We start from the raw sequence: 25,194 nt of genomic DNA, 5'->3' as shown, positions 1-25,194 counted from the left end.
GGTTCTCGGGCGGCGGACCCTCAGGTCACGCCGAAGGACAGCGGTCAGAGGCTCAGGATCCAGTTGCGCAGCAGCTGCATCCCCGCGTCACCGGACTTCTCCGGGTGGAACTGGGTGGCCGAGAGCGGACCGTTCTCCACCGCGGCGATGAAGTCGGCGCCGTGGTGGCTCCAGGTGACCTTCGGTGGGTTCATGGTCTCGATGGACTGATCGAAGTCCCAGGACTGCACGGCGTAGGAGTGCACGAAGTAGAACCGCTCATCCCTGAGCCCGTCGAAGAGCACGCTGTCCTCGGGCGGACGCACGGTGTTCCAGCCCATATGCGGGACCACGGCATCTTCGGGCAGGGCTGTGACCTCACCGGGCCACTCCCCCAGGCCTTCGGCGGGAATGCCGTGTTCGACTCCGCGGTCGAACATCACCTGATGCCCGACGCAGATGCCGAGCACCGGGCGGGACCCGGCGATCCGGCGGCCGATCCAGCGGGGTCCGTCGATCTCACGCAGCGCAGCCATCACCGCCGCGAAGGCGCCCACACCGGGCACCACCAGCCCGGAGGCGTTGAGCACCGCGTCGGTGTCTTTGGTCAGGGTCACGTCCGCGCCGGCGCGCTCAAGCGCACGGACCGCGGAGTGGGTGTTGCCGGAGCCGTAGTCCAGGACGACGACGTCGGGCTTGCCGGTCACAGGGCACCCTTGGTGGAGGGGATCTCGTCGGTGCGCGGGTCGGACTCCACTGCTTCGCGCAGCGCGCGGGCGAAGGCCTTGAACTGGGCCTCGGCGATGTGGTGCGGGTCGCGTCCGCCGAGCAGGGTCATGTGCAGGCAGATCCCGGAGTGGTACGTGATCGCCTCGAAGACATGGCGGGTCATGGAACCGGTGAAGTGCCCACCGATGAGGTGGTACTGCTGACCCTCGGGCTCCCCGGAGTGGACCAGGTAGGGCCTGCCGGAGACATCGACCACGGCCTGGGCGAGCGCCTCATCCAGCGGGATGGTGGCATTGCCGAATCGTCGGATGCCCCGCTTGTCTCCCAGGGCGAGGCGCAAGACCTCGCCGAGCACGATGGCGGTGTCCTCGACCGTGTGGTGCACGTCGATGTGGGTGTCGCCGGAGGCTTCGACGTCGAGGTCGATGAGGGAGTGCCGGGACAGTGCGGTGAGCATGTGGTCATAGAACGGCACACCGGTGCTGATGTTCGAGGTGCCGGTCCCGTCGAGGTCCATCCGGACCTTGACGCTGGACTCGCTGGTGACACGTTCCATCTGGGCGATGCGCCCGGAGATCAATTCTGCTCCCATAACTCCTGCTTGGTGGTGGGGTACGCCAACGCTTCAGTCTACGCGGTGGTGCTGGTGATGAATCGCTGCAGCGAGGCCAGGAAGTCGCCGGTCTCCTCCTCGGTGCCGGCGGTCACGCGCAGATGCCCGGGGATGCCGACGTCTCGGATCAGGATCCCGTCCTCGAGCAGGTGCTGCCAGGCGGCCTTCTCGTCGGTGAGGCCGCCGAAGAAGACGAAGTTGGCGTCCGACGGCGCCGGGTGCAGACCCATCTGCTCCAGCGCGGTGACGATCCTGTCGCGCTGCTCCTTGATCCGTTCCACATTGGCCATCAGGGTTCTCGAGTGGTCCAGGGCGGCGACGGCGGTCGCCTGCGTCACCGCGGAGAGGTGGTACGGCAGCCGCACCAGTCGCATGGCGTCGGTGACCTCGGGGGCCGCGGCCAGGTAGCCCAGTCGGCCACCCGCCAGCGCGAAGGCCTTGCTCATGGTGCGCGAGACGATCAGCCGTTCCCGCCCGGGCAGCAGCGCCAGCGCCGAGCCGGTTCCGGACTGGCGGAACTCGCCGTAGGCCTCGTCCACCACGACCATGGTCTGAGATTCCTCGGCGGCGGCATAGGCGGCCTCCACGGTCTCCAGCGAGAGTGCGGTGCCGGTGGGGTTGTTCGGCGAACACAGGATCACCACGTGGGGACGGTGCTCACGGATCTGCGCGGCGACGTCGTCAGGGGTCTGGGTGAAGTCAGCCGCGCGGGTCCCGGCGATGTACTCGCTGTAGGTGCCGCGGGCGTAGAGCGGGTACATCGAGTAGGTCGGCGGGAAGGAGAGCACCGAGCGGCCCGGGCCGGCGAAGGCCTGAAGGATGTGCTGCATGATCTCGTTGGAGCCGTTGGCGGCCCAGATGTGCTCGGCCGTCAGCTCGGCCGGCTCTCCCTCGGAGGCGAGGTCTCGGTTCAGGTATTCGGCGAGCTTCTGTCGCAGGACCGAGAACTCGCGGTCCGGGTAGCGATTGAGCTGGGCGGCCGCGGCGCGGACCTCTTTGCCGATGGCATCGACCACATCGGCCGGAACGTCATAGGTGGTCTCGTTGACATTGAGCATCGCCTTCACGCTCAGCTGCGGGGCTCCGTAGGGTTCTTGACCCTGGAGCTCCTCGCGCAGCGGCAGTCGGGACAGGTTCCTGGCACGGGATGAAGTCACCGGGACATTCTAGCCGGGTGATGCGCACCGACTTCAGCTTCCCGCGGTCTGCTCAGTCTCTTGGGACGAACAGTTCCTGGCCCGGGGTGAGCTCGGAGCCGTTGAGACCGTTGAGCTCAGCGATCTGCCCGATGAGGACCTGGGCGTGCTCCTCGGAGTCCACGGAGGCCGCGACGCTCCACAGCGTGTCCCCCGCGCCGACCGTGACCACCTGTGCGTCCACGCCTGGGACGTCGCCCGAGGAGGCCTGCGCCTGGTTCAGCAGCGAGGTGGCCAGCATGAGCGCACCCAACAGTGCGACCGCCAGGACTGCCAACGCGGGCAGGCCCAACAGGAGGAAGCGACCGCGGCGAGTGAGGTGCACTGCCGGAGCCGGTGCGGAGTCAACAGGTGCAAGTGCAAGCGGTGCTGTACTCATGGGGAAGAACCTCTCATTCGAACGTGTGTACTATTTCTAGCACATAGTTTCGAATCTTGACCAGACTCGCCGCAGAATCAATGGAATCTCTCTACGATTTCGAGTAACCTGAGCGCCAAGTTCGAAGTGATCTTCGAAGCGAATCTCACGGTGAACAGTCCACCAGCAGGGTCTGACATGGATGCTGACACGGGTCCCGGCGGGGTCAGCCCCGCTTCGGTACAGGGTCGAATCTCGGTCCGCTCGGAGCTCGGTCCGCTCGGGTCCGGCACTGCTTCATCGGGACGCAGAACGCTCAGCACAACTACGGAGGCAGCAATGGCGCGGAACACCAGGGACTCATCGGCAGCGCCGCGACTGACGGATCGGCAGCGGCAGATCGTCGATGTCATCCAGGAGTCGCTGGCCGAGCGCAGCTACCCTCCCTCCATGCGTGAGATCGGCGACGCCTGCGGGCTGGCCTCACTCTCCTCGGTGACTCACCAGCTGGCGCGGCTCCAGGAGCTGGGCTACCTCAGACGGGTGCCCGGGCGACCGCGCGCCATGGAGGTGCTGCGTGACTCTGCCGGCGCCCCCGTGCTCAGCGAACAGGCCCAGGAGGCCGAATCTGCGGCACGTGACGCAGTGGTGGAGCTGCAGGGCTACCGCACCCAGTCCGACAGCCGGATCTCTGAGATTCCCATGGTGGGTCAGATCGCGGCCGGTGGACCGATCCTGGCCGATCAGCAGGTCGAAGACATCATGCCGCTGCCGCGGCAGCTCACCGGCGAGGGCGAGCTGTTCATGCTTCAGGTCCGCGGTGACTCCATGATCGAGGCCGGCATCTTCGAAGGCGACTGGGTCGTGGTGCGTCGGCAGAACACCGCAGAGAACGGCGACATCGTCGCCGCCCTGCTCGACGACGAGGCGACCGTGAAGACGCTCAAGCGCCGCGACGGCCACGTCTGGCTGCTCCCGCAGAACCGGCAGTATGAGCCGATCCTCGGCGACGAGTCCACCATCATGGGCAAGGTCGTCACGGTGCTGCGCAGCCTCTGAGGCAGCTGCAGGTCCCCCCACACACGCCGCGGTGCCCCCAGCTCTTCCCGGCCCTCCGAGACCCGGCGTCCTAGTCCCGGCGCGGCACCACCGTGGGTTCCTCCCCCGTGGGTGACGGTGGATCCTCGCGGAGCTCCTGCTCCGTCATGACGTCGAGGACCCGCGACCACCGGTCTTCAACGGTTTCCGCGCTGAGTTCGACCCCAGGCGGAATGTTCCCCTCGGCGAGGTCGCGCAGCGGCCAGATCCCTCGGTGAGGCTCATCATCGGTCGGGCCGCGATCCACGGTGACGGGCAGCCAGTCCATGGAGATGACCTCGGCGTCCTCGTCGCTGACCTCGACCGTTGCGTAGACCACTGTTCCGCTGGCAGTTTCTGGGATGCAACAGGCCTCGTCCTGGTTGGAGAGGAAATTGCCCATGGACCACACCACCCACATGCCCTCACCTGACGGGCCGCCCTCGAGGTGTTCCAGCGGCTGGGGCGTGTGCGAATGGCTGCCGAACACCACGTCGATCTCACCACCGGCTGCCAGCTGCTCGCCATAGTCCCGCTGCTCTTCAGCGGGCTGGTGGACATACTCCTCACCCCAGTGCACAGAGGCGACGACGACGTCGGCGCCGTCCTCGCGCGCCTGGGCCGCCTGGTCTGTGAGCTCCTCGGGAGTGACATCGGCGACGCGCCACAGTTCATCCTCCGGCGGTGGATATGCCTGGTTGTGGAGCATGGTGGTGGCCACATGCGCCACCGTCACCTCTTGTCCGCCGCGTTCCAGCGTGTAGAGCTGGGGCTGGGCGGCTTCGGCTTCAGTTCGCGCGGTTCCCGCATGTCCCAGGCCAGCGTCGTCGAAGACGTCGAGCGTGCGCTCCTGCCCGGCCGTTCCCTGGTCGAAGGAATGGTTGTTTGCTGTGGAGCAGCCGTGGAAACCCACCGAGGCGAGATCCCCGGCGAGTTCCGGCGGGGCCGCGAACACCGGATAACCGGCCGGCTCCACACCCTCTGGGGCGATCGGCACCTCCAGCCCGCACAGGGCAAGATCAGCACCACTGATGAGATCTTCAACCCCGCCCATCAGCGGCGCAAACGAGTAGTCTGCGCCGTCGGCGAGCGCAGCTGCCTCGTCAATGATGGGGCCATGGAGAAGCATGTCCCCCGTGCCGGCGATGGTGAACTGCTCCGGCTGAGGTTCGTCAGTCTCCGCCTGATCGGCTTCATCGTCGTCGATGTCGGGCCGCGCGGTGTCAGTATCGCTGTGCGCATCGGTCGGCACAGCGGGCGCGGCGTCGTCATCCCCAACGCCTTCGGCGCAGCCGGCCAGGGTGAGCGCTGCCGCCAGCACCCAGAAGCAGGTCATGGGGCCTGAGCCTGTGGTGCGTCTTGGATCCGACATCGTCTGTGAGCCTCCCGTGGTCACCCATCATGTGGGATTGATTCTCTTCTGCAGCCTCACCCGGGAAGCGCACTGAGCCCAGCTCGCAGCACCCGACTCACCTCACACGTCGAGCTAGCCGTCTGACTCGGCCAGCCGGGCCAGCGCCCCGCGGGCCAGATCCCCGTTGACGGTGGGCCAGAAATCTGGCATCGATTGCTTCAGGAAGCCGCCGTAACGCGCATTGGCCAGGCGTGAGTCCAATATGGCCAGCACCCCCTTGTCCTCCGAGGTGCGGATCAGCCGTCCAGCACCCTGGGCCAGCCGGGTGGCGGCGTGGGTGGCGGCGACCTGCATGAACCCGTTGCCGCCATGCTTGGTGACCTCCTGGCTGCGCGCACTGACCAGTGGATCATCCGGTCGTGGGAACGGGATCCGGTCGATGGCCACCAGCCGGCAGGACCGGCCGGGCACATCCACGCCCTGCCAGAGGCTCATGGTGCCGAACAGGCAGGTCTCCTCATCCTCAGCGAAGGCGCGCACCAGCGCGGACATCGTCGAGTCGCCCTGGCAGAGGATAGGGATATCAAGGCGCTGCCGCAGATCCTCGGCCGCCTCCTCGGCGGCGCGGCGAGAGGAGAACAGCGCGAGGGTCGCACCCTTGGAGGCCTCGATGAGACCGGCCAGCTCATCACGCTGGGCCTGGGCGGTCTTCATCGACGGCGGCGGCAGGTGCTTGGCCACATAGAGCACCCCCTGTTTGGGGTAGTCGAAGGGGCTGCCCACATCCACGGCGTCCCAGGCCGGGGCCTTCTCCCCCGCCAGGCCCAGTGACCCGGCCACGGGGTCGAAGCTGTCGCCGATGGTCAGCGTCGCGGAGGTCAGCACCACGGTGCGATCACCGAAGAGGCCTTCACGCAGCCGCCCGGCCACCGAGGTGGGTGCGACGTAGATGAGTGGGGACTCATCCAGATCTGCCTCCTGGTAGCCCCGACCCGGCACGAACGCTCCGGGCCTGTTGAGCCAGACCACGTCGGGGGTGTCCGGGGAGTCCAGGATCCGGTTGGCGGTGTCGAGCACGGCCTGCATCCGGGACCTGGCGGTGCTGCGCCCGGGATCGGCCTCGGCGTCACCGGTCGGCTTCGAGTCCGAAAGTGCGGTCCGTGCGGCGTTGCGGGCCAGCTCGACCGCCTCGCGCTGCTGCGGGTTCAGGCCGCGCGCTAGCAGGCCTGAGTCGATCCGGTGGAAGGCCGCCTCCACGGCGACCGCGGAGCTCTGCAGCGCTTCGACGTTGATGGCGGTGTGCCGCCGAGCGGAGGAGGCCGCGGCCTTGATCATCTGTGCGGAGAGCTGCGCGGTCACCGCGGAGGTCACCCGGTCGGCCAGTTCATGGGCCTCATCGACGATGACGGCGTCATGGTCCGGCAGCACGTCGAGCCCCTCGAAGGCATCGATGGCCAGCATGGCGTGATTCGTGATCACCAGGTCGGCGTCCTTGGCCTTCTCCCGGGCTCGCTCGGAGAAGCACTCTGCCGCCATCGGGCATTTGCGCGGGCCGATGCAGTCCACGGCGTTCACCGAGATCTGCCGCCAGGCCCGGTCGGTCACCCCGTTGGGCAGGTCATCCCGGTCCCCGGTCTCGGTGACCTCGGCCCACTCGCGCAGCGCCACGATCTCCTTGCCCAGCTGAGAGCCGGGTTCGAAGGCGGTGACCCCGCCGGTGGGTTCGTCGGCGAAGGCGAAGAGGGCCTGTTCGTCGTCGTCCTCGGGGAAGCCGCCGTCCATCTTGTGCTTGCAGGCGTAGTTCGCGCGGCCTTTGACCAGGGCCACGTCGACCGGTCGGTCCACGTGCTCGGCGATGTTCTCCAGCAGGCGCGGAAGATCACGGCCCATGATCTGGGCCTGAAGCGCCAGCGTGGCGGTGGAGATCAGCACCGGCTTCTCCGCGTCCAGTGCGTGGACCACCGCCGGCACCAGATAGGCCAGTGACTTGCCCGTGCCGGTGCCGGCCTGGACCAGGAGGTGACGGCGCTTGCGCAGCGCCATGGCCACATGTTCGGCCATGGTCACCTGCCCCTCGCGCTTGACTCCGCCCATGGCGGTGACGGCGCGCTCGAGCAGGTCCGTGGTCTCCTGGTATCCCGTGGACCGGCTGGTGCTCACGCTCAAGGCGTCGGCTCTGCCTGGACCTGGAACTCGGCGAGGTCCCCGACGAGTTCCCGGCGGACCAGCACCTTCAGCAGCGTGCCCTCCTCCAGGTACTCGGTGGAGAGGATCTCGGCGTCCTCCGCGTGGAGCCTGGAGACGATGTCACCCTGGTCATAGGGCACCATGAGCTGCAGCGGGACGCTGGGACGCGGGATGGAGCGGCTGATCAGTTCGCGCAGCTCCTCGATCCCCTCCCCGGTGTGCGCCGAGACCACGATGGTGTGCGGCTCACGACGGCGGATCCGTTCCACCACGTCCCAGTCTGCGACGTCGGCCTTGTTCAGCACGATGACCTCGTCCACCTCGTCGGCGTCGACCTCGGCCAGCACCGTGCGGACCGCGCTGATCTGGCCCTCGGGCTCGGGGTGGGAGGCGTCGACCACGTGCAGGATGAGGTCGGCGTCGGCCACCTCCTCCAGCGTGGAGCGGAACGCCTCGATCAGCTGGGTGGGCAGCTGTCGGACGAAGCCGACCGTGTCCGAGAGCGTGTAGCCGATCCCGTCCGGGGTGACCGCCTTGCGGGTGGTGGGGTCCAGGGTGGCGAACAGGGCGTTCTCCACCAGGACCCCGGCGTCGGTGAGCCGGTTCAGCAACGAGGACTTGCCCGCGTTGGTGTATCCGGCGATCGCGACGGAGGGCACGGCGTTGCGTTTGCGGTTGGCCCGCTTCGCGTCCCGCGCCGGTTTCATCGCGGCGATGTCCTTGCGGAGCTTGGCCATGCGCGCGTTGATCCGCCGACGGTCCAGCTCGATCTTGGTCTCACCTGGACCGCGTGACCCGATGCCGGCACTCGCGCCACCGACCTGGCCGCCGGCCTGGCGGGACAGCGACTCGCCCCAGCCGCGCAGGCGCGGGAGCATGTATTCCATCTGGGCCAGCTCCACCTGGGCCTTGCCCTCCCGGGACTTCGCGTGCTGCGCGAAGATGTCGAGGATCAGGCCGGTCCGGTCGATGACCTTGACCTTCACGATGTCCTCCAGGCCGCGGCGCTGGGAGGGTGCGAGCTCGGAGTCGACCACGACGGTGTCGGCGCCGAGCTCGGCCACTGCGACGCGGATCTCTTCGGCCTTGCCGGAGCCGAAGAAGGTGCCGGGGTCCGGCTTGGCCCGGCGCTGCAGGAAGCCGTCGAGCACGGTGGAGCCTGCGGTCTCGGCGAGCGCGGAGAGCTCACGCAGCGAGTATTCCGCCTCTGCGACGGTGCCCTCGCCCCAGAGCCCGGCGAGGACCACGCGCTCCAGGCGCAGCTGGCGGTACTCCACCTCGGAGACGTCTTCCAGCTCGGTGGAGAGCCCGTCGACCCGGCGCAGGGAGCGGCGTTCCATGAGTTCGAACTGTTCGCCGTCGGACTCGGAGTGTGAGGTATCACCGGCGAGCTCACGTGCCTGTTCACCGAGGATGCCGCGGCGTTTGAAGCTCGAATCCGCCTCAAACCGGGTGGTCCGCTTCGGTGCGTCTTCGCGGGCTCGATCAGCGGCCAGGATCCGCTCGATGGTCGCATCGACGGAGGACTGCTCTGCGGCTGGCGCCGTGGAGTCCTCGGGGGTCTCGCCTGAAGGTTCGGGCGTGTGATTCTGCTTGGTCATGATCTCCTTAGGACCAGTTTTCGGCCTGGCCCTGCCCGCCGTGGATCTCCATCCTACGTTCGACCCTGGACATGGTTAAGTGCGCGGGTCCGCTGTGGAGATCGAGCGGGGCTTGTTCGGGGGTGTGGATACTTTGGTTCGGCCAGCTTCCGGATCCGCACCGGGAACCGAGGTGGCGCAGTCCGCGAGGACCGCGCTGGTGCCGGGCGAACGACACTGCCGGCTCAGCGGGCCGGCCAGGTGGTGAAGGGGTGACTCAACCGCGCGGGCGGGAGTACGTCAGGTGAATCCACATAGGGAGGAGTCTACTACGATTCACCGTGTGAACTCCCAGCATTATTTCTCCGCGTCCCCTGAGGGGCCCTTCACCCGCCGAACCGTCAGCGTCACCCTGGACCGCAGAGAGGTCTCGGTCTCCACCGCCGGGGGCATCTTCTCCCCCGACGGAGTGGACAAGGGCACTGCGGTGCTGCTCAAGCACGCGCCCGATCCGGCGAGCCAGGGCCACCTGCTCGACATCGGCTGCGGCTGGGGCCCGTTGGCGCTCACCCTGGCGATGCGCTCACCGGCGGCCACGGTCTGGGCGGTGGATGTCAACGAACGCTCCCGCATCCTGTGTGCGGAGAACGCGGCTGCACTGGGACTGACCAATGTGCGGGTCGTGGCACCTGAAGAGGTGCCGGCTGAGATCGAATTCGACACGATCTGGTCCAATCCCCCGATCCGTGTGGGCAAAGAGGTGCTGCACGGACTGCTTGAGCATTGGCTGCCGCGGCTGGGCCCCGGCGGCGAGGCCTGGCTGGTGGTGCAGAAGAACCTCGGCGCGGACTCGCTGCTCGCCTGGATCACCACGATGCTCTCCGGCTCAGCGAGCGAGTTCCACAGCGGGCGCGCGGAGACCGCGAAGGGCTTCCGACTGCTTCGGATCAGCCGCGGCTGAGCAGGCGGCGTCGACGGCTCAGCGGCTCAGCGGCTCAGGCGAGTGTCCCGGTGAGCACCAGCTCCGCGGGTCCCGCCAGCTCCACGTCCTCGGCCCCGTCGGCGCGGGCGGTGAACCGTACAGTGACCTGTCCGCCGGGGACGTCGACCTTCCAGAGGTTCACGCTGTCATCTGCGGCCCAGACCCGGACCGCGGCTGCGGCGGCGCAGGCGCCGGTCCCGCAGGACATGGTCTCGCCGACCCCGCGTTCATGCACGCGCATCCGTACCCGACCCACCGGCTGGCCGTCCTCGCCCTGAGTCACCAGCGGCTCGGCCGGGACCACGAACTCCACGTTGGTCCCTGCGGGCGGGACCGGGTCCACCTTGGGTGCCTCGTGAAGGTTCAGGTCCTGCAGCGTGGTCTCGTCAGAGAGAGCGACGACGGTATGCGGATTGCCCATCGAGATGCTCAGGGCTGGGCGGGGCTCATCGAGTCCGGCGGCGATCACCAGCGCGTCCGAGGCGTTTGACGCGGCCTGCTCGGGGTCCAGGAAGGACCATACGCCCATGCCGATGGCGTAGCCCTCGGGGACCTTGCGCACGGTGCGCAGCCCGGCCCGGGTCAGGACGGGAAGCTCCTGGCCCTCGGCCAGCTGCACCAGGTCTTCGGCGATCAGGAAGTGGGCGAAGGCGCGCACGCCGTTGCCGCACATCTCGGACACCGAACCGTCGGAGTTCCGGTAGTCCATGAACCACAGGGGCGCTTCGTCGGTGCTGCTGAGCTCAGGCGTCTCGGCCAGCACCCGTGACACCATGGCGTCGCCGATGACCAGGTGTGCGGGGACTGCACGGATGACCCCGTCGCCGCCGATGCCCAGGTGACGGTCGCAGAGCGCTGCCACCTGGTGCGCTTCCAGAGTCTGCTCCCCGGTGGGGTCGGCGATCATGACGAAGTCATTGCCGGTGGCGTGGGCCTTGGTGATCGAGGTGCCGGTGAGGGCGTCCAGGCCGGTGAGGTGGTGAGCCACGCGGTTCTCCTTCATTGATGCTTCGGGTCCTGATCTTCTGAGCTGCTGCTTGGGGGCGCGCCGCTGTCGAGATGTTCAACGCAGCGCGCGGTGGATCGCTTCCTGGGCCTGCTGGGTGAGGTCTTGGGACGGCGCCGGGAGCCAGGTCACGCGGGGATCAGCGCGGAACCAGGTCTCCTGTCTCCGGGCGAACCTGCGCGTGGCCACCGTGGTGGACTCGATCGCCTCCCCCGGGGTCAGTTCGCCATCGAGGACTTGGAGGAACTGCTGGTAGCCGATGGCCCGGGAGGCGGTGCGTCCTCGACGCAGTCCGGCGTCGTCGAGCTGGCGCACCTCCTCGAGCAGGTCTTGGTCGGCCATGCGCTGGACGCGGTGTGCGATGCGTTCGTGGAGCAGGGGCCGGTCCACGTCGAGTCCGATCTGCACCACCGGTTCCAGGCCTGGTTCATGGCGCCGCTGCGGCATGTAGGAGGAGAAGGTCCGGCCGGTGAGCAGCACGACCTCCAGGGCACGGATCAGGCGTCGGTCGTCTTTGATGACGGCGGCAGACTCGGGGTCCAGCTCGCGCAGCTCCTGGCGCAGCGGGGCTGCACCCTCGTCGTCGAGTCGCAGGGTCAGGCGGCTGCGCAGCTCTGCGTCGGTGGGCGGGAATTCGATCACGTCGATGACGGCGCGCACGTAGAGCCCTGAGCCGCCGACCATGATGGGGGTCTTGCCGCGGGCTCTGATCTCCCCGATGATCCGGCGTGCCTGGTCCTGGAAGTCCGCGACCGAGGCCTCCTCGGTCACGTCGAGGACGTCGAGGAGGTGGTGCGGCACGGCGCCGGCCTCGTCCTGGGTGACCTTGGCGGTGCCGATGTCCATGCCTCGGTAGAGCTGCATCGAGTCGGCGTTGATGATCTCCCCGTCGAGGCGCTCGGCGAGGTCGATGCCCAGCGCTGACTTGCCGGAGGCCGTGGGGCCGACCAGCACGATCAGCGGAGCCGTCTGCCGGGCAGCATCCGATCTTGCGGAGGACACCTGCTGTGTCAGATGATCAGCGGTCATCAGGAGACGGGGCGCAGAGTCGGCATGCCGAGGGAGACCGCCGCAGGAGTGGATCCGGTTACCTGAGTGGTGCCCACGCCGCAGGAGTCAGCCTGCCAGCGGTCCCAGGCTTCGCCGGCGGAGGACCGACGAAGCTCGTAGTCCGCGGGGCCCGTCGGATCGGCCAGCAGGTGGAATCCGGCGGCCTCGGTGATGGTCACGGTCACGAAGTCACCGGGACGCGGCGCGGAGGCTCCGGCCGGCACGGCGAAGTGCACGAGCCGGTTGTCCCGCGCGCGCCCGCTGAGCCGTCCGGTCTCGGTGGCTTTCGCACCGGAGTCGGCGGTGACGAGAAGCTCCTGGGAGGTGCCCACAAGTTTCGCGTTCTCTTCGGCGCCGATGCGGTCCTGCAGGGCGCACAGGCGTTCGAACCGCTCCTGCACGATCGCCTTGGGGATCTGATCCTCCATGGTGGCGGCGGGGGTGCCTGGACGTGGTGAGTATTGGAAGGTGTAGGCCGAGGCGAAGCGTGAGGCCTCGACCACCCGCATGGTGTCCTCGAAGTCCGCCTCGGTCTCCCCGGGGAAGCCCACGATGATGTCGGTGGTGACCGCCGCACGCGGCATGGCTTCACGCACCTTCTCCAGGATCCCGAGGAACTTCTTGGAACGGTAGGAGCGTCGCATGTCTTTGAGCACCTTGTCGGACCCGGACTGCAGCGGCATGTGCAGCTGGGGCATGACATTGGGAGTTTCGGCCATGGCATGGATGACGTCGTCGGTGAAGGAGGCCGGGTGGGGGCTGGTGAACCGGACACGCTCGAGCCCTTCGATCTCTCCGCAGGCGCGCAGCAGTTTGGCGAAGGCGCCGCGGTCGCCGAACTCGACTCCGTAGGTGTTCACGTTCTGGCCCAGCAGGGTGACTTCCACTGCGCCGTCGGCGACGAGCGCGCGGACCTCGGCGAGGATCTCGCCCGGACGCCGGTCGCGCTCTTTGCCGCGCAGCGAGGGCACGATGCAGAAGGTGCAGGTGTTGTTGCAGCCCACCGAGATGGACACCCACCCGGAATGCACGGACTCGCGTTTGGTCGGCAGCGTCGACGGGAAGGTCTCGAGAGCCTCGAGGATCTCGATCTCGGCCTCGGCGTTGTGGCGGGAGCGCTCCAGCAGTGCCGGCAGCGACCCGATGTTGTGGGTCCCGAAGACCACGTCCACCCAGGGTGCCTTCTTCTGGACGGTCTCCTGATCCTTCTGCGCCAGGCAGCCGCCGACGGCGATCTGCATGCCGTCATGCGCGGCCTTGGTCTGGCGGAGCATCCCCAGATGTCCGTAGAGCTTGTTGTCGGCGTTCTCACGCACCGCGCAGGTGTTGAAGACGACGAGGTCCGGGGTGGCGCCCGCTGCGACGGGCCCGTAGCCGGCGTCCTCCAGGAGTCCTGACATCCGCTCGGAGTCGTGGACGTTCATCTGACAGCCGAAGGTGCGCACCTCGTAGGTGCGCGGACCCGCCGCTGCCGGGTGCGCATCGACGGCAGAACCCTCCGCCAGGGCGGGGTCCGGTGCAGTGGTCTCGGCGCGGTCCATCAGTGCATCACTCATTGCAGGGAATTCTACGCGTTTGAGTGATCCTCGATCACTTCACGCACGATCTGAAAGGCTGCTCCCGGGGCGTGGCCTCTGCGGGCCAGCATCGAGACCAGTCGACGGGTGACCTTGTCCCGCTCGGCGCGCTCCTCCGGACTGGGCCCGGTGGGCACGGCCTTGCCCTGAAGCTTGCGCCGCACGAGCTCGCGCGCGGCCTCACCCTCGTCCTCGGCGCTGATCTGCTCCAGCGCGTCAGCTGCCACCGGCTCGCTGATGCCCTTCTCACGCAGCTCCCGGCGCAGCGCGGACTTTCCGAGGTTCTTGAGCTCATGACGACCCCTCACCCAGGTGCGGGCGAATTCCGTGTCATTGACCAGGTGGACCTCTTCCATCCGATCCAGCACCCGGGTGATGATCTCCGGGTGGAACTCCTTCTCCTTCAACGCCACGGCGAGCTGGTGCCGGGACTTCGGGGACCCGGTAAGTCGGCGCAGCACCACGGCACGGGCCTTCTCGTACTGCTCCTCAGGACTGAGCTCGGCGATGGCGCCCATGGAGGTCTCGGCCTCCCCGTCGTCGGCCTCAGCTTCAGCTTCAGCTTCAGCTTCAGCTTCAGGGGCATCGACTTCGGGGGCATTGACTTCGGGGGCATCGAACGCGGGGGCGTCCTCGGCCCGATCTTCGCGGCGATCCTCAGCCTCCAACGGCGCCGTGGGGCCGGGGAGCCCGCCAGGGTCCACCAGCGGACGGGCCGCGGCTGATGCCTCGAACTCGAGGTCTCCCGACTCGATGTCAGCGAGTTCGGGGCCAGCGAGTTCGGAGTCAGCGAGTTCGGGGCCGGCGGAGTCGGCCTCCGCGCCCAGGGCGTCGCCCGGGACGGTTTCGCCCGGGGCAGACCCGGCAGTCCCAGCGTCGGCAGGCGGAGGGTCGGCAGGCGGAGCGGGCAGGGAGGTGTCCACCACCAGGAAGTCGGGAACCGGCTCGTCCGGGTCCCGCTCCTGGATTCTCGTCATGGCCGCCCGCAGGGCGTCGATCTTCTGCTGCTGGTCACCCATAGAGGCCTCCTATCAGCCGTCGACCGCCTTGAGGGCGGGTCCACCTTCGTCTTCCAGCGGGGCGATCAGACCGAGCTTCTCCCGGATGCGACGCTCGATCTCATCGGCAAGGTCGGGATTGTCCTTGAGGAATGTGCGCGCCTTCTCCTTGCCCTGGCCCAGCTGGTCCCCGTCATAGGTGAACCAGGCGCCGGACTTCTTCACGAGGCCGTTCTCGACGCCGACGTCGATGAGGCCGCCTTCACGGGAGATTCCCTCGCCATAGATGATGTCGAACTCGGCCTGCTTGAACGGCGGGGCCATCTTGTTCTTCACGATCTTGGCGCGGGTCCGGTTGCCCACCGCGTTGGTGCCCTCCTTGAGGGTCTCGATGCGGCGCACGTCGACACGGACCGAGGCATAGAACTTCAGCGCCTTGCCGCCCGAGGTGGTCTCCGGGGAGCCGAAGAAGACGCCGATCTTCTCGCGGAGCTGGTTGATGAAGATCGCAGTGGTCTTGGTCTGCGAGAGCCGACCGGCGATCTTGCGCAGCGCCTGCGACATCAGGCGGGCCTGGAGGCCGACGTGGGAGTCGCCCATCTCGCCTTCGATCTCGGCGCGGGGCACCAGCGCGGCGACGGAGTCGATCACGACGATGTCGATGGAGCCCGAGGAGACCAGCATGTCCATGATCTCCAGCGCCTGCTCACCGGTGTCCGGCTGGGAGACCAGCAGCGCGTCGGTGTCCACGCCCAGCTTCTGGGCGTACACCGGATCGAGCGCGTGCTCGGCGTCGATGAAGGCGGCGATGCCGCCCATCTTCTGCGCGTTGGCCACTGCATGGAGGGCCACGGTCGTCTTGCCCGAGGACTCCGGGCCGTAGATCTCCACGACGCGGCCGCGGGGGAAGCCGCCGATGCCGAGTGCGGCGTCCATGGCGATCGATGAGGTCGGGATGGTCTCGATCGGCGCCCGGGTTTCATCACCCAGACGCATGACCGAACCTTTGCCGAACTGCTTGTCGATCTGCGCCAGCGCTGCTTCAAGCGCCTTCTCACGATCTTTGCTGACTGCCATGATTCACCTCGATGACTCGTTGTATGTATGTGGTGCCAGATTAGGCGGACCCTCTGACATGCCCTCGTGCACGGGCAGACGATGTGCATCCAACCGGGTCGACCCCGCAGTACGGGCCTTCTGAGGAAAACTCTAACTCATCCAGTCGAACATATCTTCGACTGTCGCCCGGCGTGTCCGCGCGGCTGATTCGCCCGCCGCCGCCGAAGCCGCGGGCCGCTCCACCCATGGTGCTGATCGGGTGTGTCCGGTCCAGCTCAGCTCTTCGGCGAGATGTCTCGTCCGAGGCGTCGATCAGCGGGGACATCCTGCTGCTCACACACGGCGTCCCAGACATCGCGCGCACTCACGCCCGCCTCCAGCGAGGACTTCACCGTCAGCTGGTATTCGCTGAGCACCAACGAGTCGGCGAGGACGTGGGCGTAGTTGGCCCCGAACTCACCCTCCATGAGGAACCAGAACCGGCTTTCTCTCACGAAACCCTCTTGTCTGTGCCGTTGTCTGTCGAATGCCGCACCGCTGATCCTGCGGAGCGCTGCACCGGGTCGGCGATGTTGACGGCTCCGGGGACGGTGGACTCCTGCGCGAGCGAGGGATCGTGCTCGGCGTCGAACTCGGTGTAGGCCTTGTTGAGCTTGGCCAGCAGCTTCGAGAGCGTCTCGATCTCCTGCTCCTGCCAGGGCGTGAGCATCTGCAGGTATCGCTCGGCTCGGTCCCCCTGGGCGGATTCCAGCCGGGCGCGGCCCTCCTCGGTCAGCGAGACCATCTGGGCCCGGCCGTCGGCAGGGTCGGTGGCCTTCTCCACGAAGCCGCGGTGCTCCAGCGTGCTGAGCTGCCGCGAGAGTGTGGGCTTGCCGATCCCCAGGTGACGGGCGATCGCAGTCATCCGCTGCGGTCCCATCTGCTGGAGCGTGGCGAGCACGGAATAAGAGGCCGGCTCGATCTCGGAGTCGATCTGACGCGCCAGCTGCAGGGCGTTGAATCGACGCCGGACGAAGAGTCGGTTGAACTCCTGCTCCAGCTCGTGGACCTTGGCGCGTCGATCAAAACTTTCCATGGGCAACAGTCTAGGACAGCAAGGGAGGGCCGCCCCATAGGGCGCCCTCCCAGACTGATCTTTGGCCTGCTCCGGTGCTGAATCTCATCCGGCTGATCCGTCGACGATGTTGCCGGTCTGGCCAGCGGCTGGCTGGCTGTCGGTGCACACGCCCATGCCTTGCGGCCGGCATCGGTCTCAGGACCCGCTGCGGGCGAGTTCTTCTCGGGTCAGCGCGTCGGGCACGCGATCCGGGACGACTCCGCCGCCGAACTCGCGCTGGAACTCGGTGGGGACGGTGTCGGGGACTTGGAGTCCCTCGGCGGTGGCGATGCGCTCCGCAACCTGGGAGAGCATCGTGGAGAGCGGCACCTCGAGGGCGGAGCAGATCGAGGCGAGCAGCTCCGAAGAGGCTTCCTTCTGCCCGCGTTCCACCTCGGAGAGGTACCCCAGGGACACTCGCGCGTCGTGGGAGACATCTCGCAGGGTCCGGCCTTCGGCCTGCCGGATGCTGCGCAGGACGTCACCGATCTCCTGGCGCAGGATCACTCCCTTGGACTCTCGGGGCTGGGTCGTGGCGACGCCTTCGACGTCCATATCTTTCCAACGGGTCACGCCGTTGACGGTGACTGGTTGTCTCACCATGGACTCACTCCTCTTTCGGTATGTTCCACCTGTCGTCAACGGTCTTGGCAGGTGTTTTCTTCCCGGGGTGGCTGAAGGTCCCTATACGCCTACTCTAGTCCCGATCCCCGATGCCATGAGGTTCGGTGAGCAAGAAGTCTTCGACAAGCTTCAATGCGCCCTCCACCGAGGCGGCGCGGATCTCTGCGCGGTCACCGTGCAGATCCAGCAGCAGGGATCCAGAGATCCACGTCTCAGCGGTCTCGGGGGCGAGTCCCGCCGAGACCGGTTCGCAGCCGGCGGGAAGGCGCAGTCCGAGCCGCTCGGCTGAGGACTCTCTGCAGGCCAGCCCCAGATAGACCGTGCCCACGTCCTTGCCCTCGTGAGGTTCGGGCCCGGCCACGCCGGTCGTCGCGATGCCGATATCGGCTCCCGTGCAGAACGCGACGCCGCGCGCCATGGCCGCCGCGACCTCGGGATCCACGGCGCCGCGATCCTCGAGCAGCTGCGCATCGACGTCGAGAACATTACGTTTCACGGCGCTGGAATAGGCGACGACGCCGCCAAGCAGAGCCACCGAGGTGCCGGGCACCTCGGCGATGCGGGAGCAGAGACCGCCGGCGGTCAGCGATTCAGCGGTGGCCAGGGTGAGGCCCCGGTGCCCCAGGCTCTGGATGATGGTGCGCGGCTCGGTCCGGCGCTCCGCGGCGCGGGCGACCTCTCCGGCCTGTCCGGAGATCCGGTCGGGCTCGCTGGAGAGATCAGTCATCGTCGGGCGACCTGGGGTGATCGGCCGCGGCAGAGTCTGCACGCTCCTGGCGCACCCGGCGGCGCATCCGGATCGCGGAGATCAGGTAGTCCACTCCGGTGACCACGGTGACGGCCAGGGCGAGGATCATGATCCAGAAGGCGACGTCGGCCAGCCAGGTCGCGATGACCACCAGGGGCAGCAGCATCAGCAGCAGGCCGGCGGACTGCAGCACCGTCTTGAGCTTGCCGCCGCGGGAGGCCGGCATCACGCCGTAGCGGATCACGACCATGCGCAGCACGGTGACGCCGAGCTCACGGGCAAGGATCACGATGGTCACCCACCAGGGAAGCTCACCGAGCAGCGAGAGCATGACCAGGCCGGCCCCGATCAGCAGCTTGTCCGCGATGGGGTCAGCGATCTTGCCGAAGTCGGTGACCAGGTTGCGGGACCGGGCGAGGTCGCCATCGATCTTGTCGGTGAGCACCGCCAGTGCGAAGACCCCTGCGGCGGCCCAGCGCCATCCGCCGTTGGTGGCCTCGCCGGACCCGCCGAACACCTCGCCCTGGGCGTCGAGCACCAGGAGCCAGATAAAGACCGGGACCAGCGCTATGCGCACCATGGTGAGGATGTTGGCGATGTTGAGCAGCGGCGGTTCGGCCGGCTGCCCGGTCTGTGCGTCTCGTTCGCGCGGTGTGTCAGTCATGAGTCTCTCAACGTCCGGTCAATTCCCACATATCCTCGCCGGATGTGGAGTCGTGCCCGTCATGATAGTCCCTCGCCTGCGGCAGGGCCGCCGTGCGTTCGGCGAGATCACGGGCGATCAGGTCGGCGCTGGAGAGCGAGGCGCGGCTGACCTGGCGCTGCCCGACAGCCTGGGTGGGTGCGGTCTGCGTGGGCTCCTCCTCGCCGCGAGCGGGATAGTCGCTGCCCTCGCGCGGCTGGATCGGCTGGATCTGGGTGGGCTGGGTCGTCGGATAGCCAGCCGGATCCGGCGCCGAGACGGCGGAGACCGCCGAGTGACCGGACGGAGCGGAGTGACCGGAAGCGGCCGAGTGGGCGGAGTGACCGGAGGCCGCCGAGTAGGCGGAGCCGGCGCCTGCGGCTGACGTCGGACTGTGCGCAGGCTCTTCGACCCCGAGGATGCCGCTGGGCGCGGTCTGCACCGACTGGCCGGGCTCGTATTCGATCCCGGTGTTGTCGTACGCCTCCGGTGCGGCCTCGCTGGGCGCCGCCGCCCGCGGCTCCTCGCCGCGCATCATGGCGAGCAGGCCGGGGAGCTCCTCCGGGGAGACCAGCACGTCGCGGGCCTTGGAGCCCTCGGAGGCGCTGACCACACCGCGGGATTCCATCAGGTCCATCAGTCGCCCGGCCTTGGCGAAGCCGACGCGCAGCTTGCGCTGGAGCATCGAGGTGGAGCCGAACTGGGTGGTGACCACCAGCTCGGTGGCCTGAAGGAGCACGTCGAGATCGTCGCCGATGTCCTCGTCGATCTTCTTCGAGACCTTCTCCGGCACCACGTCTTCGCGGTACTGGGCCTTGAGCTGGGACTTCACATGCTCGACCACGGCGTGGACCTCGGAGTCGTTGACCCAGGCCCCCTGCACGCGCATCGGGTTGGGCCGACCTGCCGGCAGGAACAGCGCATCGCCCTGTCCGAGCAGCTTCTCGGCGCCCACCGAGTCAAGCACCACGCGGGAGTCGGTGGAGGAAGAGGTGGCGAAGGCCATCCGGGAGGGGATGTTCGCCTTGATCAGCCCGGTGACCACGTTGACCGAGGGACGCTGGGTGGCCAGCACCAGGTGGATGCCGGCGGCGCGGGCGAGCTGGGTGATGCGCACGATCGAGTCTTCGACGTCGCGCGGAGCGACCATCATCAGGTCGGCGAGCTCATCGACGATCACCAGCAGATACGGGTAGGGGCGCAGGTCGCGCTTGGAGTCCGGCGGCAGCTGGATCGCTCCGCTGCGCACGGCCTTGTTGAAGTCGTCCACGTGCTTATAGCCGAAGTGGGCGAGGTCGTCGTAGCGGTTGTCCATCTCCTTGACCACCCACTGCAGCGCCTCGGCGGCCTTCTTGGCGTCCGTGATGATCGGGGTGACCAGGTGCGGGACACCTTCGTAGGCGGTGAGCTCCACCCGCTTGGGGTCCACCATGACCAGGCGCACCTCATCGGGGGTGGCGCGCATCAGGATCGAGGTGACCATGGAGTTCACGAACGCTGACTTGCCCGCACCGGTGGCGCCGGCGACGAGCAGGTGCGGCATCTTGGCCAGGTTGGCGACGACGAAGCCGCCCTCCACGTCCTTGCCCACACCCATGACCATCGGGTGCTCGGTCTTCCGCGCCGCGTTGGAGCGCAGCACGTCACCCAGGGCGACGACTTCCTTGTCCTTGTTCGGGATCTCGATGCCGATGGCTGACTTGCCCGGGATCGGCGAGAGGATCCGGACCTCGTTCGAGGCCACGGCGAGGGAGATGTTCTTCTCCAGCCCGGTGACCTTCTCCACCTTGGTGCCGGGAACCAGCTCCACCTCGTACCGGGTGACGGTGGGGCCGCGGGAGAACCCTGTGACCTGGGCTTCGACCTTGAACTGCTGGAAGGTCTGGTTCAGCGCGTGGACGATCTCATCGTTGGCGGCGGTGTGCTCCTTGGCCGGCGGACCCGAGGGCAGCAGCCCCTGTTCGGGCAGCGTGTAGGTGACGTCGCCACCGAGGGTGAGCTGCTCCGAGCGCACCGGCATGGCGGCGGCCGGAGCGGGCGCCTCGGGGTTGGGATTGCGCTTCAGTCCCGCGGAGGACGGAACGCCCGACGGCGGCACGGCAGGCGCCGCCGCTGCAGCGGGTGCCGCGTGGGCTGCGGCTGCCGGTGCGGCCTTCTCCCGGGCGCGCTGGATGGCGCGCTCCTGGGCGGTGGGGCGGCGCACCCCGGCAGGCACTGCCGGAGAGCCGAACGAGTCCTGCTCGGACTCGTTGAACACCGGGTCCTCGTAGGCGCCCTCGGTGGCGCGCCTGGCCTCGGGGTCTTCGTGGCCGAAGGAGTCGGTGTCTGAGTCCTCGGTATCCTGCTTGGTGCCCATGATCTTCGACAGCAGGGACTTCTTGGTGCGGCCCTCGCCGCCGCCGTCCTCGGCGTGGCGGGCGGCGCGACGCGGGCGGGCCTGGGCGTCGTCGTCGTGAGACTTTGACTGTGATGCGGGCGCTGACTTGGACGCTGACTTCGAGCCCGACTTCTGCGCGGGTGCCGACTGCTGGGCCGAGCCGCCGGAGGGAAGACTCGGATCCTTGAGCGGCTCGCGGCGCTCCCCGACGATGAAGCCCTTGGCGACCGCGACACGGTCGGGGACCCGCCGCAGCGGGGTGTCGGTGATGACCAGGAGTCCGGCGAGCAGCGCGAGCAGCAGCAGCGCCCAGACCGGGTAGGGGGTCACCAGGGAGGCCAGCGGGACGCTGACCAGGTAGCCGATGACTCCCCCGGAGTTCAGCAGGGCGGTGAAGGTGCCGTCGTCGCCGACGGTGAAGGCCTCGTTGATCGTGGGCAGACCGTTGGCCAGGTGCACGACCCCGGCCGAGGCGACCAGGATGATGGCGCTGCCTGCGGCGATCCGGGCGTTGCCGGCATGCTCCTGGGGTGCGCGGAAGTAGCGCACGGCGGCGATGAACAGGATCAGCGGAAGGATCACCGAGGCCCAGCCGAAGGTCCCCGCCGTGGAGGTGTGCACCAGGTTGACCGCCCAGTGATCCAGGGTGCGGGCTCCCCACCAGTCGACCACCGCGGTGAGCAGCGCGAGCAGGAAGAACACCAGTCCGGCGCCGTCGCGGCGATCATCGGGGTGAACCTTCACCTGCCGACCGATCCCGCGCACAGCAGAGGCCACCGGCGTGGCCAGGGCCAGCCAGAAGCCGCGTGCGGCGGAGGCCAGCAGGTTCCCGCGGGGGGACTCTGCCGGTGGGTTGGAGGGATTCTTCGACGTCGTCGCGCGGCCGGATGCACTTTTGGAGGTCTTGCTTCCTTTGGTGCTGGCGGCTCGCGAGGGGGAAGTACGTGTCGCCATAGAGGCTAACTTACCCTCGATGCCGGGTCCGGTCACCGATCGGCACACCTTTGGACCCCGTCACACCCTTGCGCCGGATGCGCCGCTGGGCCCCGCATGATGCGAGGCCCAGCGGCGTGATGGTGCAGATCTGACCGGTGCAGGTCGAGCTGACCCGGGCGGGGCGACCCGATGGATCAGGTCTCGACGACCACCGGGACGATCATCGGCTTGCGGCGCAGCTTGCGCGCCACCCAGGAGCCCATGGTGCGGCGCACGATCTGCTGCAGCTGATGCGTGGTGTGCTCCTTGTTGTCCTGGATCGCCTCGGTCAGCGCGCGGGAGATCTTCGGCTTGATGTCCTTGAAGACCTGATCCTCCTCGGCGACGCCGCGGGCGTGGATGTCTGGTCCGGAGATGATCTTGCCGGTCTGCCGGTTGACCACCACGACCACGGAGATGAAGCCCTCTTCGCCCAGGACGCGTCGGTCCTTGAGGTCGTTGTCGGTGATCTCGCCGATCGAGGAGCCGTCCACGTAGACGTAGCCGCACTCGACCTGGCCGACGATCTGCGCGACGCCCTTGTGCAGGTCCACCACGGAGCCGTCATCGGCGAGGATGACGCGGTCGCTGGGGACCCCGGTGTCCTCGGCGAGCTTGCCGTTGGCGATCAGGTGGCGGGTCTCGCCGTGGACCGGCATGACGTTCTTGGGCTTGACGATGTTGTAGCAGTAGAGCAGCTCACCGGCGGAGGCGTGTCCGGAGACGTGGACCTTGGCGGTGCCCTTGTGGATCACGTCGGTGCCGAGCTTGAGCAGCCCGTTGATCACGCGGAAGACCGCGTTCTCGTTGCCGGGGATCAGCGAGGAGGCCAGGATGACGGTGTCGCCGTCGCCCACCTGGATCGGGTGGTCGCCGTTGGCCATGCGCGAGAGCGCGGCCATCGGCTCGCCCTGCGAGCCGGTGGACATCAGCACCACCTCGGAGTCGGGGTAGTTGTCCACCTTCTTCATGTCCACCAGGATGCCCTCGGGCACGTCCAGGAACCCGAGCTTCGAGGCGATGCCCATGTTGCGCACCATCGAGCGGCCGACGAAGGCCACTTTGCGGTTGTGCGCGTGGGCGGCGTTGAGCACCTGCTGCACGCGGTGCACGTGGGAGGAGAAGGACGCCACGATGATCCGCCGGTTGGAGGTGCCGAAGAGCTGGTCCAGGGTCGGACCGATCTCCTTCTCCGGGGTGGTGAAGCCAGGGACGTCGGCGTTGGTGGAGTCGGTGAGGAACAGGTCCACGCCCTCTTCGCCGAGCTTGGCGAAGTGGCGCAGGTCGGTGATCCGCCCGTCCAGGGGCAGCTGGTCCATCTTGAAGTCACCGGTGTGAAGCACGGTGCCGGCCTCGGTGCGGATGAACAGGGCCAGCGCGTCCGGGATGGAGTGGTTGACCGCGATGAACTCGCACTGGAAGGGGCCGAAGTCCTCGATGTCGCCCTCTTTGACCTCGAGCGTGTAGGGCTTGATCCGGTGCTCGGTCAGCTTGGCCTCGATGAAGGCCAGGGTCAGCGTGGAGCCGATCAGGGGGATGTCGGGCTTCTTGCGCAACAGGTACGGGACGGCCCCGATGTGGTCCTCGTGGCCGTGGGTCAGGACCAGGCCGACGACGTCGTCGAGCCGGTTCTCGATGTAGCTGAAGTCAGGAAGGATCAGGTCCACGCCGGGCTGTTCCTCTTCGGGGAAGAGGACGCCGCAGTCGACGATCAGCAGCTTGCCGTCGATCTCGAAGACCGTCATGTTGCGCCCGACCTCCCCCAGGCCGCCAAGGGCGACGGTGCGCAGGGTGCCGCGGCGGAGTTTCGGTGGAGTGATGAGGCGCTGTGCTGCCAAGGTGAGATTCCTCCTCGAGAGATCCCGGTGGGGACCTCAATTGTGTAGTGGTTGCGTTCTCTGCTCCGCTGGCAGCCCGTTCTTCGAACGGGTCCCTCAGAGCTGCCAGCCTGCCTCGCGCAGGTCGGCGATGATCAGTTGTTTCTCGAGTTCGTTGGCCTGCACCAGGGGCAGGCGGACGCTGGGGTGCATCCCGGTGCCGAGCCAGTTGAGCACCTGCTTGCAGGAGACTGCGCCCTGGACGCGGGTCATCATCGCGCGGATGACGGGGCCAAGCTCGCCGTGGGCGATGCGCGCCTCGCGCAGCTCGTAGTTGAGCACCGCGTCGATCATCCGTCGGAAGGTCGGGGACGCCACATGGGCTGTGACCGAGACGACTCCGGCGGCGCCCATCGCCATCCAGGCGAGCACATTCTGGTCATCGCCGGAGTAGACCTCGAGGTCGGTCTTGGTGAGCACCTCGGTGGTGGCGGTGATGTCGTTCTTGGCGTCCTTGAGCGACATGATGTGCGGGTGCTCGGCGAGCTTGAGGATCGTCTCGGTGGCGATCGGGATGCCGGTGCGTCCGGGGATGTCATAGACCATCAGCGGCAGGTCAGCGGCATTGGCCACGGCGGTGAAGTGCGCGAACACTCCGTCCTGGCTGGGCTTGTTGTAATACGGGGTGACCACCAGCTGGCCGTCGGCCCCGGCGCGCTCGGCGCGCTTGGCCATGAGCAGGTCGTGGTCGGTGTGGTTGGTCGCGGTGCCGGCGATGACCTTCGCCCGGTCTCCGACGGCGGACTTGGCCGCGCGGACCAGGGATTCCTTCTCGTGGTCCTCCAGCGTGGAGGTCTCACCGGTGGTGCCCGAGACCACCAGGGAGTCGTTGCCCTCCTCGACGAGCCTTACGGCAAGCGCTTCGAAGGCCTCGAAATCGATCTTGTCATCGGGGGTGAAAGGCGTCACCATCGCCGTGATCAGGTGCCCGAAGTACGGGTCGGTCTGATCCGGGTGCTGGACCTGCCCCTCCATGAGGTGCGGATCGAATTCGTGTGTGGGCTCGTTGTCGCTTGCCATAAGCAACAGCCTACCGCGTGGGCCCCGCCGACGGGCCAGCGACGGGCAGG

At 67.8% G+C, this 25,194-nt stretch carries 22 protein-coding genes; 2 read left to right on the top strand and 20 right to left on the bottom strand.

Features of this window, described 5'->3' with window-relative positions; all coding sequences use genetic code 11:
* Nucleotides 1-44: 44 nt before the first annotated feature.
* Genes hisH through LTH96_RS02935 form a run of 4 tightly spaced genes read right to left on the bottom strand, consistent with a single transcriptional unit; the run spans nucleotide 45 to nucleotide 2,896 of the window.
* Nucleotides 45-686, bottom strand: a complete 642-nt coding sequence (gene hisH / locus LTH96_RS02950; protein ID WP_241464250.1) for an imidazole glycerol phosphate synthase subunit HisH — start codon at nucleotides 684-686, stop codon at nucleotides 45-47.
* Entirely contained in the window at nucleotides 683-1,300 is a 618-nt protein-coding gene (hisB, locus tag LTH96_RS02945) for an imidazoleglycerol-phosphate dehydratase HisB (RefSeq protein WP_241464249.1), read from the bottom strand. Before hisB ends, hisH begins: the two co-directional genes overlap by 4 nt.
* A gap of 38 nt (nucleotides 1,301-1,338) precedes the next feature.
* Nucleotides 1,339-2,478, bottom strand: a complete 1,140-nt coding sequence (locus LTH96_RS02940) for a histidinol-phosphate transaminase (protein WP_241464248.1) — start codon at nucleotides 2,476-2,478, stop codon at nucleotides 1,339-1,341.
* Nucleotides 2,479-2,530: 52 nt separating this feature from the next.
* Complete coding sequence (locus LTH96_RS02935; protein WP_241464247.1) at nucleotides 2,531-2,896, bottom strand: LysM peptidoglycan-binding domain-containing protein; 366 nt, start codon at nucleotides 2,894-2,896, stop codon at nucleotides 2,531-2,533.
* Between the two features lie 318 nt (nucleotides 2,897-3,214).
* On the opposite strand from LTH96_RS02935, the gene lexA reads away from it, so the two are divergent.
* Nucleotides 3,215-3,934, top strand: coding sequence for a transcriptional repressor LexA (lexA, locus tag LTH96_RS02930; protein ID WP_241464246.1), 720 nt, complete (start codon nucleotides 3,215-3,217; stop codon nucleotides 3,932-3,934).
* 70 nt (nucleotides 3,935-4,004) lie between these two features.
* Here the strand turns inward: lexA and LTH96_RS02925 are convergent, their stop codons facing one another.
* From LTH96_RS02925 to hflX, 3 genes are all read right to left on the bottom strand, one after another.
* Nucleotides 4,005-5,288 (bottom strand): CapA family protein, encoded by a 1,284-nt coding sequence (locus tag LTH96_RS02925; protein ID WP_241464245.1) that lies wholly within the window; start codon nucleotides 5,286-5,288, stop codon nucleotides 4,005-4,007.
* A gap of 150 nt (nucleotides 5,289-5,438) precedes the next feature.
* Complete coding sequence (locus tag LTH96_RS02920) at nucleotides 5,439-7,466, bottom strand: ATP-dependent DNA helicase (RefSeq protein ID WP_342357705.1); 2,028 nt, start codon at nucleotides 7,464-7,466, stop codon at nucleotides 5,439-5,441.
* 2 nt (nucleotides 7,467-7,468) lie between these two features.
* Entirely contained in the window at nucleotides 7,469-9,094 is a 1,626-nt protein-coding gene (hflX, locus tag LTH96_RS02915) for a GTPase HflX (protein WP_241464244.1), read from the bottom strand.
* 322 nt (nucleotides 9,095-9,416) lie between these two features.
* Here hflX and LTH96_RS02910 point away from each other — a divergent pair, with 322 nt between their 5' ends.
* Nucleotides 9,417-10,034, top strand: coding sequence for a methyltransferase (locus tag LTH96_RS02910; protein WP_241464243.1), 618 nt, complete (start codon nucleotides 9,417-9,419; stop codon nucleotides 10,032-10,034).
* Nucleotides 10,035-10,068: 34 nt separating this feature from the next.
* On the opposite strand, the gene dapF is transcribed toward LTH96_RS02910, so the two are convergent.
* The 13 genes from dapF to dapA all read right to left on the bottom strand — a co-directional run bounded on the left by dapF (nucleotide 10,069) and on the right by dapA (nucleotide 25,099).
* Nucleotides 10,069-11,058 carry a diaminopimelate epimerase gene (gene dapF, locus LTH96_RS02905; protein ID WP_255727122.1) on the bottom strand — a complete coding sequence of 330 codons (990 nt, stop codon included), beginning with the start codon at nucleotides 11,056-11,058 and terminating at the stop codon, nucleotides 10,069-10,071.
* Nucleotides 11,059-11,118: 60 nt separating this feature from the next.
* Entirely contained in the window at nucleotides 11,119-12,090 is a 972-nt protein-coding gene (gene miaA, locus LTH96_RS02900; protein WP_370644363.1) for a tRNA (adenosine(37)-N6)-dimethylallyltransferase MiaA, read from the bottom strand.
* Nucleotides 12,090-13,667 (bottom strand): tRNA (N6-isopentenyl adenosine(37)-C2)-methylthiotransferase MiaB, encoded by a 1,578-nt coding sequence (miaB, locus tag LTH96_RS02895; RefSeq protein WP_255727123.1) that lies wholly within the window; start codon nucleotides 13,665-13,667, stop codon nucleotides 12,090-12,092. The genes miaA and miaB overlap by 1 nt, the downstream gene beginning before the upstream one ends.
* Nucleotides 13,668-13,678: 11 nt before the next feature.
* The gene (locus LTH96_RS13150; protein ID WP_370644362.1) at nucleotides 13,679-14,707 is read right to left on the bottom strand and encodes a regulatory protein RecX; all 1,029 of its coding nucleotides are present in this window, start codon (nucleotides 14,705-14,707) and stop codon (nucleotides 13,679-13,681) included.
* 12 nt (nucleotides 14,708-14,719) lie between these two features.
* Nucleotides 14,720-15,763, bottom strand: a complete 1,044-nt coding sequence (recA, locus tag LTH96_RS02885) for a recombinase RecA (RefSeq protein WP_241464241.1) — start codon at nucleotides 15,761-15,763, stop codon at nucleotides 14,720-14,722.
* Between the two features lie 257 nt (nucleotides 15,764-16,020).
* Nucleotides 16,021-16,239 carry a DUF3046 domain-containing protein gene (locus tag LTH96_RS02880; protein WP_241464240.1) on the bottom strand — a complete coding sequence of 73 codons (219 nt, stop codon included), beginning with the start codon at nucleotides 16,237-16,239 and terminating at the stop codon, nucleotides 16,021-16,023.
* Nucleotides 16,236-16,820, bottom strand: a complete 585-nt coding sequence (locus tag LTH96_RS02875) for a MarR family winged helix-turn-helix transcriptional regulator (protein WP_241464239.1) — start codon at nucleotides 16,818-16,820, stop codon at nucleotides 16,236-16,238. The genes LTH96_RS02880 and LTH96_RS02875 overlap by 4 nt, the downstream gene beginning before the upstream one ends.
* A gap of 177 nt (nucleotides 16,821-16,997) precedes the next feature.
* On the bottom strand, nucleotides 16,998-17,444 hold the full coding sequence (locus tag LTH96_RS02870; RefSeq protein WP_274615740.1) for a helix-turn-helix domain-containing protein: 447 nt from the start codon (nucleotides 17,442-17,444) through the stop codon (nucleotides 16,998-17,000).
* 94 nt (nucleotides 17,445-17,538) lie between these two features.
* Nucleotides 17,539-18,192, bottom strand: coding sequence for a CinA family protein (locus tag LTH96_RS02865; protein ID WP_255727914.1), 654 nt, complete (start codon nucleotides 18,190-18,192; stop codon nucleotides 17,539-17,541).
* Nucleotides 18,185-18,877 carry a CDP-diacylglycerol--glycerol-3-phosphate 3-phosphatidyltransferase gene (gene pgsA / locus LTH96_RS02860; protein WP_241464238.1) on the bottom strand — a complete coding sequence of 231 codons (693 nt, stop codon included), beginning with the start codon at nucleotides 18,875-18,877 and terminating at the stop codon, nucleotides 18,185-18,187. Before pgsA ends, LTH96_RS02865 begins: the two co-directional genes overlap by 8 nt.
* A 7-nt stretch (nucleotides 18,878-18,884) precedes the next feature.
* Nucleotides 18,885-22,226 carry a DNA translocase FtsK 4TM domain-containing protein gene (locus tag LTH96_RS02855; RefSeq protein WP_241464237.1) on the bottom strand — a complete coding sequence of 1,114 codons (3,342 nt, stop codon included), beginning with the start codon at nucleotides 22,224-22,226 and terminating at the stop codon, nucleotides 18,885-18,887.
* Between the two features lie 176 nt (nucleotides 22,227-22,402).
* Nucleotides 22,403-24,085: a ribonuclease J gene (locus LTH96_RS02850; RefSeq protein ID WP_241464236.1), complete on the bottom strand. Its 1,683-nt coding sequence runs from the start codon at nucleotides 24,083-24,085 to the stop codon at nucleotides 22,403-22,405.
* A gap of 96 nt (nucleotides 24,086-24,181) precedes the next feature.
* A complete protein-coding gene (gene dapA, locus LTH96_RS02845; RefSeq protein ID WP_241464442.1) occupies nucleotides 24,182-25,099 on the bottom strand; it encodes a 4-hydroxy-tetrahydrodipicolinate synthase in 918 nt (305 codons plus the stop codon).
* Between the last annotated feature and the right edge of the window lie 95 nt (nucleotides 25,100-25,194).

The organism is Nesterenkonia sp. LB17, assembly GCF_022565915.1.
Lineage (GTDB): Bacteria > Actinomycetota > Actinomycetes > Actinomycetales > Micrococcaceae > Nesterenkonia.
This window is presented reverse-complemented; position numbering and strand designations above follow the sequence as displayed.